This window comes from Heliomarina sp., from assembly GCF_052826185.1.
On record NZ_JBRBUI010000054.1, the window covers coordinates 870,163 to 884,412 of the forward strand.

The 14,250-nt window shown below is 56.5% G+C and carries 6 protein-coding genes; 4 read left to right on the forward strand and 2 right to left on the reverse strand.

Translation table 11 applies throughout. The features are described from left to right. Position 1 precedes the first annotated feature (1 nt). Positions 2–1,618: a GMC oxidoreductase gene (locus ACU0FH_RS22330; protein ID WP_446197011.1), complete on the reverse strand. Its 1,617-nt coding sequence runs from the start codon at positions 1,616–1,618 to the stop codon at positions 2–4. Between the two features lie 148 nt (positions 1,619–1,766). Next, positions 1,767–3,362, reverse strand: coding sequence for a hypothetical protein (locus ACU0FH_RS22335; RefSeq protein WP_446196875.1), 1,596 nt, complete (start codon positions 3,360–3,362; stop codon positions 1,767–1,769). 435 nt (positions 3,363–3,797) lie between these two features. Here ACU0FH_RS22335 and ACU0FH_RS22340 point away from each other — a divergent pair, with 435 nt between their 5' ends. From ACU0FH_RS22340 to ACU0FH_RS22355, 4 genes are all read left to right on the forward strand, one after another. After that, on the forward strand, positions 3,798–9,269 hold the full coding sequence (locus ACU0FH_RS22340) for a PKD domain-containing protein (protein WP_446196876.1): 5,472 nt from the start codon (positions 3,798–3,800) through the stop codon (positions 9,267–9,269). A 14-nt stretch (positions 9,270–9,283) separates the two neighbouring features. Continuing rightward, complete coding sequence (locus tag ACU0FH_RS22345; RefSeq protein ID WP_446196877.1) at positions 9,284–10,894, forward strand: hypothetical protein; 1,611 nt, start codon at positions 9,284–9,286, stop codon at positions 10,892–10,894. Between the two features lie 96 nt (positions 10,895–10,990). After that, positions 10,991–13,039 carry an acyltransferase family protein gene (locus ACU0FH_RS22350; protein WP_446196878.1) on the forward strand — a complete coding sequence of 683 codons (2,049 nt, stop codon included), beginning with the start codon at positions 10,991–10,993 and terminating at the stop codon, positions 13,037–13,039. Beyond that, positions 13,036–14,205, forward strand: coding sequence for a glycosyltransferase family protein (locus ACU0FH_RS22355; protein ID WP_446196879.1), 1,170 nt, complete (start codon positions 13,036–13,038; stop codon positions 14,203–14,205). The genes ACU0FH_RS22350 and ACU0FH_RS22355 overlap by 4 nt, the downstream gene beginning before the upstream one ends. Positions 14,206–14,250: the final 45 nt, after the last annotated feature.

The window sequence follows — 14,250 nt, forward strand, 5'->3', positions numbered from 1 at the left end:
GTCAACCTTTTCCGCGCACAGTTTTCAGATGATTTGCGAGCCTCAGGGCAAAAGCGACGATCGACAACGTCGGAGGCACGGCAGCAGAGCTACGGAATATGCTCGAGCTTGCGATATAGAGGCCCTGCAGGCCATGAACACGGCAGTTGGGATCAACGACACTGTCCGAGGCGCATCTGCCCATGCGTGTTGTCCCGATTTGGTGGTAGCCATCCATGGCGCTGCGGCGGATCTCACGAGCCATATTGCTTTGATCGGTAGTGTACGCGATCTTTGCTATCTTTGAAGCCTCAAGATCACTTGCAAGCTGGCGGTGGCCTTCGAGGACGGATTCGATATCGGCATCGGAGAAATTAAAATCGATGTGGATCGCGGGCAGCCTGTCGGGCTGAACACATTCCGAAAGCGATATCCGGTTGCTGCGGATGAGGGCATGTTCGGAATGGTAGCAGAGCCGATAGGTGTTTGTGCGGTTCGGCACTAGGTAGTCCATACGCGGGCGGTTGGTTGCGCGGCGTGCTTTCAGCATCTTGTTCGTCACGCCAATCGCCGAAGGGCCGTCGAGCAGGATGTTCATTACATGGCCTGGCACCGGGGTCGCCTTGCGCTTGTTCACGATGCGCGGGGCATCTGGATCGTCGGTCTTATTTCTGTAAGTGCGCAGTTTCGAAACGATATGCTTGGCAGAGAGAATTGCCGATCCGTGCGATGCGTCCCCCAGCGGCTTGTTCTTTGCCCAGAAGATCATGCCCGCCCCACAATTCCTCGCCCGGGAATAATGAAAAACCCTGCGGCGGAAAGATCCGTCCGGTCGGACGCTCCAGCCGAACTCACCAATGTCGCATGTCCGAGGAAATTCGATGGACGCGATGCTGCCTGTCAGATGGCCGGAATAATATGCGCCAAGTTCGCTTAGATGACCAAAATGCTCCGGGGCTCGTGCTTGCGCTGCCAGCATTAACCTCGTGGTGGAAATGCCGCCCGCTGACAGAACGATGGTTTGCGCCTGAATTGTAATCGGTTTGTCTTCTCCAACCACGCGCGCTTTTACCCCAACACATCGCGGCTTACCGGTTTGGTCGTCGTTCTTTACTTCAAGGCCGGTCACCTCGATGGACAGGGCGATGTCCGGGCCGGTTTCGTCCTTGAGCTCGTCCTGATAGGCCTGCGATACCGATGTGAACGCAGTCATTTTCTCGACGGCATCAAGGTCGGCAGGCACATCTTTGAAATAGGATTCTACTTTTGCATGGTCTTTTGGCCCTTTGAGGAAACAGGCAGCTTCCTCAAGGAAATCGGTGTATTCCTCGTAGGCTAGCGGCCATTCGTAATCCTTGAAATCCGCCGAGGCGATCGGCATGATGCGGCCGCCCCATTTCCAAGACGTTCCACCGAGTGCATTGGCCGAAACTTCCTTGAGGGGCGCATGTGTCTGGCCGAAAGGGCCCGTCGCGTCAAAGCTGCAACTGGCGGGGTTCTCCGTGCCACATTCCAAGACAAGCACCGAAATGCCGCTCTTGTTCAGGGAGAATGCGACTGCCAGCCCTGCGGGACCGGCTCCGACGACGCAAACTTCATAGTGCTTTTGCGAAGCTTTATCGCAGCTTACGAAGGGCATCAAAAATTTACCTTCTACAATAGTCTAAAAAGCTCGCGTCAATGCGTTGAAACTAAATATTCAGATACCGATCGGACAAATTCTTAGAATGGATTTATGCGGTTGGCGCAGAAAAATGACTTAATCGATTTGGTAGGTGGAGTCGTCTTTAATAGGAGTGCAATACCAGCGCGGACCAAGGGACACGTTCGATACGGCTGTCGCTGAGTATGGCAAGCCATTCCCGTTTTGCAAAGCCATTCCAACAGTTTTCGTCATCTGCCCATAGCCGAACTGGCGAAAAGCTTTTTTGGAAGTCAGTATCCGCTATCAAACCTTTGAGAGGGCCCTCTGCCGCGTTCGGTTCGATCCAGTCCGTTTTCTGGCAGATCCCACTGGTAAAGTTCGCGATCAGGTCCGGCGTCTCATCCCAGAAGACGCCCTTGTCGAAACTCGCGTGGTTCCTGTAGCCAACTTTGACGGGATTGGCATGGGCCATTCTTGTCCAGTTCAGGCCCATCAGGTCGAGAAGCCAACCTTTGTAGCTTAGGGCGATGCCGCCTGCGGCAACGACGCCCAGACGCGGAAGAGGCGTTACCGTGTTCAGGTATTCTCCGAATTCTTCGCCGCGATATGTCAGAATGTATTCTACCTGAACTTCGAAGCGCGCCTGATAGAAGGGGAGCCAGCTGCATCCAAGCAGCATAAGAAACGAGGCGGAGAGAGCGGCAAAGGTTGCTAAGGAACTGGCCAAGTAGGGACGGATCAGATCGAAACCCAATAGAACCAGCAGAGCCGGTCCGATTGCAAAGAGCGGAAGCAAGGGTTGGTAGAAACGCCATTGTGCGAAATGGTCGCCGCCAAGAACAGCATAAATCGACAGCATGCCAAAGACCGTGGCGGCAACAACTAGGAGGCCAGCGGTGTTGGTTCTGCTTTTGCGGATGAGATTGGCAATGGCGAGCACGGTAAGGCCGGCCCAGCAGAGTAAGAAAAAATCCGCGAAGGGTTGCTGGTTGAGAAACCGAACCAAGTACTTGAGACCATCGACGATATCCTGAACCCGGTCCGAGGACACCTTGGCGTAATAGGTGTTCGGAAACGGATACCCAAAGTAGCTGAGCCGGAACAGGACAAGCGCCGCGAGCGAAGCCAGGGCTGCGCCGATTGCGATCAGAGGCGGCAGGGAGCGCCGCGGCGCAATGATAAGTGCAAGAGTAAGTAAGCCGACCGCAATCGCGACACCCTCTGGACGGATCAGTGGAAGGACCATGGCCCCGAATAAAAGCCCGCCGTCGAGCCATCGGGCAGGGGGCGTTGCGTCGAGATGCCGTACGATCCGCCATACAAGAAAGGAGATGGCGGCTGACCAGATCGCTATTTCCATCATGGATACGACCGACCACATGAAATAGCCCGGCATGGATATGTAGATGGCGATAAGTAGTCCCATTAAGCCTTTGCGGGAAATGGAAAAATGCCGCGCAATGCTCGCGGCGGTCCAGAGCGAGAAAGTGACTCCGCAAACCGTTACGACGTAGTTTATCGCGATAATCGTGAATTCGACCTTGAAGGGCAGGAGATAGGCGAGACTCACGATCAGGGTCCAAAGAAACGAGGTCGCTCCTTCGACCCTTTCACCGCCTATATTATAAACGAACCCATGCCCGTTCGCGATATTTTCGGAATAGGATCGCGTTATTGCAGCATCATCGATTCCGACAAGGGGCGGCTGCCCGGAAAGAAACCAAGCAATGACTGACATAACTGCGGTCAGAATTATTGATACGGGAAAAATAGTTAAACGGAATCGGGACATAAAATGGATGGTCCTTGAATGATCACGGCTTTAAATATGGGAAGCGTACTGTTGGTGACCTGCAAGGCGCAAGCCTTCTGAGTGCGTTAAAGGTGTCCTTCAAAATCGACTTTTCATTTTGGAAACGCCCCGCTTTCAAGGACTTGCACACGTATAAGTTGATCAAGGTTTCGTTGACTCGGTTGCTGGTGTTGTATAGCCTGACACCACGTAAATTGGCTGTATTGTTAGCCGTGGTGGGACTACGCTCATCTTTGCTCCGTTTTAAGGGAGCGCTTGGGTGAGCCGAATTGAAGAAAAATTTCGATATTGGCGTTGAGCGGCTTTCGTGCGCATGTTCAGCGTATAATTTCTTGCGACATTTTTGGTGGCGGATGTTAAATGAATTATGTTTTGGAAACCGATAATGTCGGTGTAAATATTGAAGATATCGCGCTTAGCGGCGACTTCACAATCGAATTCAACGTGTACTTCGAGCCGGGCTCGGAGATTGCCAAAAACGACGGTATCGTTTCATCGAACATCGATGGTGGCAATGACATCAACTTTTTCGGCGGCATTCCACGGCTTTATGACGCCAATTGGGGGGATGTCGTTGTTGGTACAAGCGCGCTGAACACGGGCGAGTGGAACCACGTTGCCTTTGTTCGCGAAGGCGGTGTCGTCCGTCTTTACGTCAATGGCGTGAACGACGCGAATTCGACCACCACGAATTATACGGACGTCTTCAATATCTCGACTTTGGCCACCAGCGTGGCCGGAGCGCTTGAAGGTCGGCTGGACGAGGTCCGGATATGGTCGCTGGCCCGGCCCGGTGCCGAAGTTCTGGCCAATGCCGACGGGGCGCTGAACCTCTCTGGCGGGGTGCCGGTCGGCCTTGAACGATATTATCGCTTTGACGATGATATCGGGCATATTGTCGACGCGACCGGCAACGCCGAAACGGGTCATGATCTGCATCCGCCGACCGGCACGTCGATCGTTCAGGACGATACGGTTTTTGACACACCCGTCGGCGATGTCGGTGGCTTCATAGACACCAAGGTCGTGACCGGGCTAGTACTGCCGACTGACCTTGCCTTCCTGCCGGATGGGCGCGCCCTTGTCATCCAGAAGAGCGGGGAAGTGCTTTTGATCGAGGACCCGAGCGTCGCGAACAGCACCAAGACGCTTTACATGGACCTCAGCGCACAGGTCGAAAACTCGCGCGAGGCAGGTCTGCTGAACGTCGTGGTCGATCCGAACTTTGACGACAACGGCTATTTCTACCTGCTTTACACAAACCTCGATGAACAGCGGACAACGGTTTCGCGGTTTCAGCATCAGGAAAACGCGGGAGGATCGACAAGCACCGGCGATATCTCCTCGGAAACCGTGCTTTGGCGGGAATTCGATACCTATTCTGAAAAGGACCATCAGGGCGGTGGCCTTGCCGTGGCCTATGAACCCATCGATGCGAACGATCCCAGCCCGTACAAGCTCTACATCACTGTTGGCGAGGAATTCGAGGGCGAGAACGCGGCCGACCTGACCCATGATGACGGCAAGGTTCACAGGATCAACCTGACGGACGGGTCGATCCCGACCGATAACCCGTATTACGATCCGGCCGTCGCGGCGACCTATACGCCCTGGATCAATACACAGACCGCTATTTCGACCAGTGCGGCAAACACGGCGATCGACCCCGAAGGCGTTCTGACAACCGTATACAGCTATGGTTTGCGAAACCCGTTCCGAGCGGAATACGATCAGGACAGCGGCACGCTCTGGATCGGCGAGGTTGGGGGCAACGGCCGCTATGCCAGCGAAGATGTGCATATCGCTTATCCCGGTGCAAATATGGGATGGCCGAGCGAGGAAGGTTATCTGTCCGATCCCGATGATCCGGGCAACCCGGTCCACAGTTACATTCATGCCTCCGCTCCGGGGCAGGATCAGTTGCCCAGCTACGGTGACTCTGGCTCGTCCATCTCGGGTGGTGTCGTCTATCGCGGCTCGGACTTTCCCGAAGAATTCCAAGGCGCTTATTTTTATGGCGACTGGGTACGGAACTGGATCCGTTATCTCGAGGTTGATTATTCCTCTGGCGAACCGGTTGTCGTGTCGGACAATCACTTCAAGAACGCGACCGGTCAGGTCCTGACGTTTGCCGAAGCGCCGGACGGGACGCTGTATTACATCACCACGTTCCAGACCGGTAACATCTTTAACTTTGAAGGTGCCGTGAACCGGCTTGAGTACAGTTCGACCAATACCGCGCCGGGGGGAACCGGGATCATTCTCGATCCGGGCGAGGAAGCCAGTCTGACCGCCCCGCATACAGTTACCTTCGAAACTGATGCTTTCGATCCAGATGGCGATGCGATCACCTATGAATGGTCGTTTGGCGACGGGCCGGATATTGACGGGGACGGGATCGGAGACGGGGCGACTTCAACCGATATGAACCCCACCTATACCTACACCTCCGAAGGCCAGTACACTGTTGAACTCATCGTAACGGATGCCAATGGCGCGCAGACGGTCTACAATCCCAAGGTCATCACGGTTGGCGAAGCGCCGGTTGTGACCATCAACGCGCCCACCCAGGGACAGACGTTCCGGGCTGGCGAAACAATTACCTTCACCGGGTCAGCCTTTGATGCCAACGATGGCGTGCTGACCGGTGAGGATGTTTTCTGGTCGGTGAACCTCGCCCATAACGAGCATTTCCACCCCGAAGTTTCAGCTGTTGAAAATACGCCGGGCGGCTTCAGCTTCGTGGTCCCTACCGACGGGCATGACTATTATGAAAACGTCGGTTATCAGGTTTCCCTGACCGCTATTGACAGCAGTGGCCTGCGTACCACGAAATCCGTGACGATCTTCCCGGAAGAATCGAACACGACCTACGACATGCCCGATGTCTCTGGCTTCAACTTCTTTATCGACGGTATCGGGTATTCGGGCGATCAGGTTCGCGACAACATCATTGGATTTGAACATACGGTTTCGGTTCAGGCGTCCTATATAGATGCGGGTTTTCTTTGGGAATTCTCCCATTGGGAGGATGACCCGTCGCTGACCAGCACATCACGTCAATTCATCGTACCCGAGACGGATAGCGTTCTGCGGCCCGTTTACGCACAGACGGATGTGGTTGGGCCGGTCAATGCCGAAGACGATACGTTCGCGCGGGATCTCGCATCGCTAAACGGTAACCAGATCCAGACCATCGGCAATGTACTGCTGAATGACGACAACCCGACCGGTGATCCGTTCAGCGTTGTTGGCCTGAACGGATACAAAATCACCGGTGATCCGAAAACCGACGACACTATCGATTCAAGCAACAAGTTCGGGTGGATCTGGGGCGATCAGGGTGGACAGTTCCGCGTCAATGCCGATGGTACCGTCGAATTCCGCGACCGTGATCTGCAATTTGCTGGTCTGACCGCCGGTCAGAGCATCACGACAAGCATCAGCTATTTGATCGCCGATGGCGATGACATGGATGAGGCTTCTCTTTCTCTGACAATCACCGGGGAAGGGACGGGGAACACCGCGCCGACCGGCGCGGGCATCCTGCTCGATCCGGGCGAGGACAGTTCGGCCAGCGCGCCTCATACGGTGACCTTCGACTCGGACGTGACCGATGCCGAGGGCCATACACTCAGCTATTTCTGGGACTTCGGCGACGGGACGACCTCGACGCTCGCGTCCCCCGAGCACACCTATGGCTCGATTGGTTTCTACAACGTGTCGCTCACCGTGACCGATGAGCTGGGCGCCGAGACGGTGTTTAACGAGGTCTCCATCGAGGTGGGCAATGCGCCGCCGGTGGCGGTCGCCGATAGCTTTGTTCTGCCAATCGGCTTTGATCCGATGGCGAACCAGTTGAACATCCTCGACAACGATTACGATCCGGATGGATCGCTGAACATGCAGGTCGTCGAGATCGTCAGCGGTCCGAGTTTCGGCACGGTCGAGATTTTGGATACCGCGCAGGAACTGTCTGACCGTGGACTGCCCGCCGGGCAGTATGGTCAGGCCGAATACACCGCTTTCGATCCGAATTTCGAGGGAACAGACAGCTTTACCTATCGCGTTCAGGACAATGAAGGCACGTGGTCGAACATCGTGACCGCAGAGATCTTTGTTCAGAACGAGCCTGTTCTGACGCTGGACGCGGTTGATGACGGCTATTCGGCTTTGGTGGCGGATATCGCCAGCGGCAGCTGGGTTCAAATATCGGGCAATGTATTTGACAACGATACGAGCGACGGTGCCCTGAACCTCTTGCAACTGGACGGCTTCAAACCTTTCGACGTACCGGATAGCACCACGAGTTTCGACTCTCAGGGGCGGCTCAAGATACGGGCCGACAATGGTGGTTTCTTTCGCATCGGATCGGATGGCAGTATCGAATTCAAGGACCGGGATTTCGACTTTACGGGCCTTGGTTCCAGCGAGAGTGCAACAACGACCATCGGTTACACCATCGGAGATGGAACCGATACGGATGCGGCCTTTATCTCATTGACGATCAATGGATCGGGCAATGTGAACACCGCGCCGACCGGCGCGGGCATCCTGCTCGATCCGGGCGAGGACAGTTCGGCCAGCGCGCCTCATACGGTGACCTTCGAGTCGGACGTGACCGATGCCGAGGGTCATACGCTCAGCTATCTCTGGGACTTCGGGGACGGGACGACCTCGACGCTCGCGGCCCCCGAGCACACCTATGGCTCGATTGGTTTCTACAACGTGTCGCTCACCGTGACCGATGAGCTGGGCGCCGAGACGGTGTTCAACGAAGTCTCCATCGACGTGGGCAATGCGCCGCCGGTCGCCGTTGCTGATAGCTTTACGCTGCCGGTCGGCTTTGATCCGGTGGCGAACCATCTGCATATTCTCGACAACGACTATGATCCGGACGGATCGTTGAACATGCAGGTCGTCGAGATTGTCAGCGGGCCGAGTTTCGGTACGGTCGAGATTATGGATACGGCGCAGGAACTGGCGGACCGTGGCCTGCCTGCCGGTCATTATGGCCATGCCGAGTACGCGACGTTCGATCCAAATTTCGAAGGCACGGACAGCTTTACCTATCGCGTTCAGGACAATGAAGGCACGTGGTCGAACATCGTGACCGCAGAGATCAACGTGCAGACTGCGCCGTCAAACCCGGGCGGTGCGTTGGCATCGGTCAACAGCGGATCAGGTCTGGATATTCAGGATATCTCGGTCGCAGGCGATTTCACGGTCGAATTCTGGATCGCCTTCAATCCGGGCACCAACACCAACAAGTATGATTCAGCCTTTGCCGGCGGAGTCTATGACGACACGCCGGGCGATGATCCGTCGACGGACGGTGTCTTTGGCAACGACTTCAACTTCCATGCCGGTCTCGCGCGTCTGTATTCGACCGAGATCGTCAATGGCGGTGATGCCATCGTGGCCAACACGGCGCTCACCTCGAATGGAGTCGCAAACCATGTGGCGCTTGTTCGAGAGGGCAACGATTTCAGCATCTACATGAACGGCGTTCTGGACAGTACCTCCACCCTTGCGCTGGACGGAGATCTGGTGATCGAGCAACTGGCGACGAACGTGCGCGCGACAAGAGCTCTCTCCGGCACGCTGGACGAATTCCGGGTCTGGGATGATGCGCGAAGCGCCTCAGAAATCGCGACCTACATGAACCAGGAAGTCGCCTCGAATGCCGAAGACCTGCTTCGTTATTACCAGTTTGATGACGATACGTTCGTCATCGACTCGACTGGCAATGCGGAAACAGCGGGTGATTTGTCCTATGCTTCGGTCGCCGGAGCAGACTGGATCGAGTTCTCGGATTGGTTTGGGGCGTGACAAAGCCGCATGACATGTCTTCTGGTCTCGTGAACGATAGCGCGCGAGACCGTATGATACCGTCTTTCCTCAGGTTGAGCGAAGAGACTGCGGCCTATGTGATTGCCGGGTTCGGCACCTTGATTGCGGCGGTCAATATCTGGCGCAATCACCTGTTTGTTCACGATGACGCCTTCATCTCGCTGCGATATGCGAAGCATTTTGTCGAGCATGGGGATCTGTCGTGGAACCTTGGCGACCGCGTCGAAGGGTATACGAATTTCCTCTACGTGATCATGACCTCTTTCATGATGGAAATGGGCATCACACCCATACTGGCGATCCAGCTGATCAACATCCTGTCCGCTATCGCTTTGGTCGCCGCCGTGGTCTTTGCCGCGCGGCGGATCATGCCCGAGGCACCGCATCTACAGGCCTTGGCCTATGCGGCCGTCGTCTGCAATGTCTCCCTGTCCGTCTGGGTTTTCGGAGGGCTCGAGGCACCTGTCGTTGCAGCATTCCTGGCTTGGGGCATGGCCCTGTCAGTTTGCTATTTTCAGCGCCAGAACCGTCCGCAGACAAATGGCCTGGCGGCTCTTACCGGGGTCTTCTTCGCAGCCGCGGCCCTTGTGCGGCCGGACGCAGTGATCGTCATAGCGGCTTTTTCGCTGGCGCTTTTCTTCTTTGGGGCCGGGCGGGCGTCGAAACGTTTTGCCCGGATGATCGTTGCGGGCGGCATTCCCCTGCTGGCCGTGCTTGTCCACATGATCTGGCGTTTGGACTATTATGGCGATTTCCTGCCAAACACGTTCCACGCCAAGGTCGGGCTTGAGCTGGGCCACCGGCTTCAGAAGGTGAGCGAGTATCTAGTGGTTACTGGTGCGTTGTATCTGCCTGTGCTCAGCCTCGCAGGTCTGGCGTTCTTTGCCGCCGCGTTTCACCGGCAAACCTCAAGGCTTGCCTCCGGGCTTGTTTTCACAATTCTCGGGTTCCTACTTTACGTCACATGGTCGGGCGGGGATCACATGGCGGCGTCTCGGGTCATCCTGCCGATTGTCGGGTTCGCGGCAATCTTGCTGGTCGTTTCGATCCGGGCATTGCCCGAGAGACTGCGGACCTATGCCATCCTCGGCAGCCTGTGCCTGTTCGCCCTGTCAGCAATTAACGCGAGATCCTTCAAAATGGACTGGGCCGCGTTCAATGGTGCCATCGTCGGCAGGTACATCGCGACAGCGTGGCCTGCCGGATCGCTCGTTGGATTGAACACCGCCGGTTCGACGCCTTTTTACGCCGACAATCACGTCTACATCGATATGCTTGGCCTCAACGACCGGACGATCGCCAAGCGCGAGGATGTGCCTGTTCTGGCACGACGCCAACGGATGCCCGGCCATGCCAAGGGGGACGGCGCATATGTGCTGTCCCGCAAACCCGATTACATCATCTTCGGTGGGTCCGAAGGCATCGACATCGTCGATGCGGAAAAGTGGTTCCTGACTGGGGTCGAGCTTCGCGGCGATCCCGAGTTTCAGACCTGCTACGAGAAAGCGACCCAGCAACTGCCGGTCCCCGAGGATATGCGTAGTTCAGGACGTCCAGGAGATCCGATTGTTTTTACCTATTATCGCCGCACTTGCCCAACCTGATCCCGGGCAGTCGGTTTTCCAAAGTCACAAGGAACATCAGGCTTGTCGACAAATGCCGATCATGGATCACAGCCAGCTTGAAGGAAGAGACCGGTCTTGAAAGCCTACCGACCTGATATTGACGGGTTGCGTACCATCGCGGTGATGCCCGTCGTGCTGTTCCACGCTGATGTCTCGGGCGTGTCGGGTGGCTATGTCGGTGTCGACGTGTTCTTTGTCATTTCCGGATTTCTGATCACGTCCATCATCCATCGCGAGGTCGAACGAGGCGAGTTCTCGATCCTCCGGTTTTACGAGCGGCGCGCCCGGCGTATTCTTCCCGCCCTCATCGCAGTTGTCGTTGCGACCTTGATCGCGGCGTTCTTCCTGTTCATGCCGCGCGAGTTCGAGCAAACCGCAAAGTCGGCCGCGGCCGCGATGCTCTTTGTTTCGAACCTGCTGTTTTATTCAGACACCGGCTATTTCAGCCCGGGCATTTACGAAAGGCCGCTTCTTCATACATGGTCGCTGGCAATCGAGGAGCAGTTTTACATCTTTTTCCCGCCGCTGATGATGCTGCTGGCTGCGTTGGGTCGACGCCCCGGCGTCATTATCGCGGTTCTGACGCTGATATCCATGGCGCTGAGCGCTTTTACCACCGCCAGCAAACCGGACATGGCTTATTACCTCCTGCCATGGCGTGCGTGGGAACTGGGTATCGGCGCGCTGATCGCGCTCTGGATGCCGCGAGTGTCCGCCAGCCGACCGTTGAGAGAGGTGCTTGGTCTTGCCGGTCTGGCCATGATCCTGTTGGCCGTCGTGACCTTCGATGAAGCGACCGTGTTCCCGGGCTACGCCGCCCTGCTGCCCTGTCTTGGGGCAGGGCTGGTGATTGCCTTTGGCGGGCATGGCGACACCATGTTCGAGAAGTTCCTGTCGCTGCCAGTCATGGTGTTTATCGGTCTCATTTCCTATTCTTTGTACCTTTGGCATTGGCCGGTTATCGTTTTTTACCAACAGTTTACGCTGGACCGCCCCGATGCGCTCGGCTGTGTGCTCGTCGTTGGGCTGTCGATCTTTCTCGCCTGGCTTTCCTGGGCATATATTGAGGCGCCATTCCGGGGCAGCCGTGTTCCGGGCGCCCGCAAACACAGGCATGTCTCCCGTCGCGCCATTTTTGCGGGATCGGCTACGGGTATGGTCGCGGTCTCATTTGTTGCTTCGATGATTGTCGTCGGACACGGGTGGGAATGGCGCTTGCCGAAGGAAACTGTCCGCCTTGCAGCTTTCGAACTCGATAAACACCCCAAGCTGCGTGAATGTACGGGGCGGTTTGAGGAATGGCGTGCGCCCGACGACCCTTGTGTCTTCGGAACACCGGGGCAAATCCCGACGGTCATGATCTGGGGCGACAGCCACGCAGCGGCGCTCATGCCGGAAATTGAAGCCGCAGCAAGGCGCACGGGCAGCACTATCGGCTATCTTTCGCGAGCGGGCTGTCTGCCCGTGACCGATACGGAACGGGCGGATGGGGGCAATGGCGGCTGTGAGGAGTATGGCGATGGCGCGATGGCGTTTTTGTTGAACACGCCGGAGGTCGATACGGTTTTCATCGTCGCCCGCTATGCTCTCGCCACAACAGGGTATCTATCGGATTACGGACTGGCAGAGCGGGACTGGCCGCCAACCAGGTATTCCGACGCGCTAACAGGTGCTTGGCCGGAAGCGGACCGTCTTTCAAAACTGTTGTACAAGATCGAGGAGACGGTATCAGCCCTGCGTTCCAACGGTAAGCGAGTCGCGCTGATTTATCCGATTCCCGAAATGGGCTATCGCGTGCCGGAAACGCTGGCAAAACTGGCGTTACAGCATCGGGAGCTCAAGGATTTTGGCGTGGACCGGGCGCTCTATGACGCCCGCAACGAAAAGATCATCAAGGGGCTTGATGATATCGCCGAGCGTCACGGTGTCATTCCAATCCGCTCAGACGAAATCCTTTGCGATGCGGTGCTTTGCCGGGCCAGCCGGAACGGCGAGCCGCTTTATCATGACGACGATCACCTGAGCTCGGTCGGGGCTAGGCTGTTCGGCGAAAGCATCGACAAGATCATCGAAACCGGAAAGACTGCGTCAGCCGCTCCGGCAACGAGGAATGCAATGCCATGATGCTTGATGTTCTTTGTCTCATGGACCCAAGGTTTGCGGGCGGCACCGCATCGGCCGTGGCAACGGATATCGGTGCCATGCTTGATGCCGGGCTGTCGGTCGGCCTGTGCGAAGTTCAAAGCCCCTATCTCGCCAAGGACCCGGGCCCGCGCAGCAAGGTGATGGAAAAACTGGTTCAGGACCGGCGCCTGCACGTCTTTCCGGCGGGTTCACAGCAGGAAATAGAGGCGAATACTGTCTTTCTGCATCATCCGATGACGTTTTTTTACGGGCTTGAAACCAAGGTTCGCATCAAATCGGACCGCGCGTTTCTCGTTGCGCACCATATGCCGTTCCGGGGTGACGGATCGCTGCAATATGAACCGGTAACAACGTCACATCGTGTACAGCGTGACACCGGCCTAGCCCCGGTTTGGCTACCGGTCTCCGGCCTGTGCCGAAAGCATCTTCAGTCTTTTCATCCTTTGATACGACTGTCGCCGACCGACTGGCCGAACCTTTTCGACGTCACCGAGTGGGGGTCGGAACGTGAAGTTTTTGAAAGCAAAAATATAACGATAGGTCGCCACGGGCGGGCTGATCCACTGAAATGGCCGGACAGCGCCGCGAAAATCCGCGCGAGCCTGCCCGTCCTGCAGGACACTCAGATCGCCGTGATGGGATGCCCCAAGGATAGATTGCTTGCCATGGGCGTCGAGCTTTCCGACTGGACGCTCCTCGATTTCGATCAGGAACCGGTGCCCGCGTTCCTCAACCGTCTCGATGTTTTTGTCTATCATTTCCACCCGGACTGGAGCGAAACGTTTGGCAGGACGGTTGCCGAAGCCATGCTGTCCGGGTGTGTCTGCGTACTTGATCCGCGTATCAAGGCCACTTTCGGTGATCTGGCCATCTATTGTGAGCCGGAGGAAACGGCCGCTGTCATCGAAAATCTGCGTCGCAATCCCCAAGAGGCTCGGGCGCTCGCCCGGCGTGCCCGCGAGGCTATCGCGAAACGCCATGACATTCGTTCGGTCACGGATCGTTTGGCCGCTTTGACCTCCGGCAGAGGGGAGATAGCCCCCGCCTCCAAGGCCTTTGCCTCACCTGTGACTGTCGTGCGTAAAACCATCGGTATGATGCGCCGACGAGAGTACCTGCGGTCGGATCTTGGAGTAGGGCGGTGAGGATTGAATTGAACGATCTTTGCAAAACGCCTTGGCGCGTTGATT

What these genes read in the sequence shown, in the direction of transcription:
- ACU0FH_RS22330 (WP_446197011.1), bottom strand. Translation starts at nt 1,618, where the DNA reads ATGCCCTTCGTAAGCTGCGATAAAGCTTCGCAAAAGCACTATGAAGTT.
- ACU0FH_RS22335 (WP_446196875.1), bottom strand. Translation starts at nt 3,362, where the DNA reads ATGTCAGTCATTGCTTGGTTTCTTTCCGGGCAGCCGCCCCTTGTCGGA.
- ACU0FH_RS22340 (WP_446196876.1), top strand. Translation starts at nt 3,798, where the DNA reads ATGAATTATGTTTTGGAAACCGATAATGTCGGTGTAAATATTGAAGAT.
- ACU0FH_RS22345 (WP_446196877.1), top strand. Translation starts at nt 9,284, where the DNA reads ATGTCTTCTGGTCTCGTGAACGATAGCGCGCGAGACCGTATGATACCG.
- ACU0FH_RS22355 (WP_446196879.1), top strand. Translation starts at nt 13,036, where the DNA reads ATGATGCTTGATGTTCTTTGTCTCATGGACCCAAGGTTTGCGGGCGGC.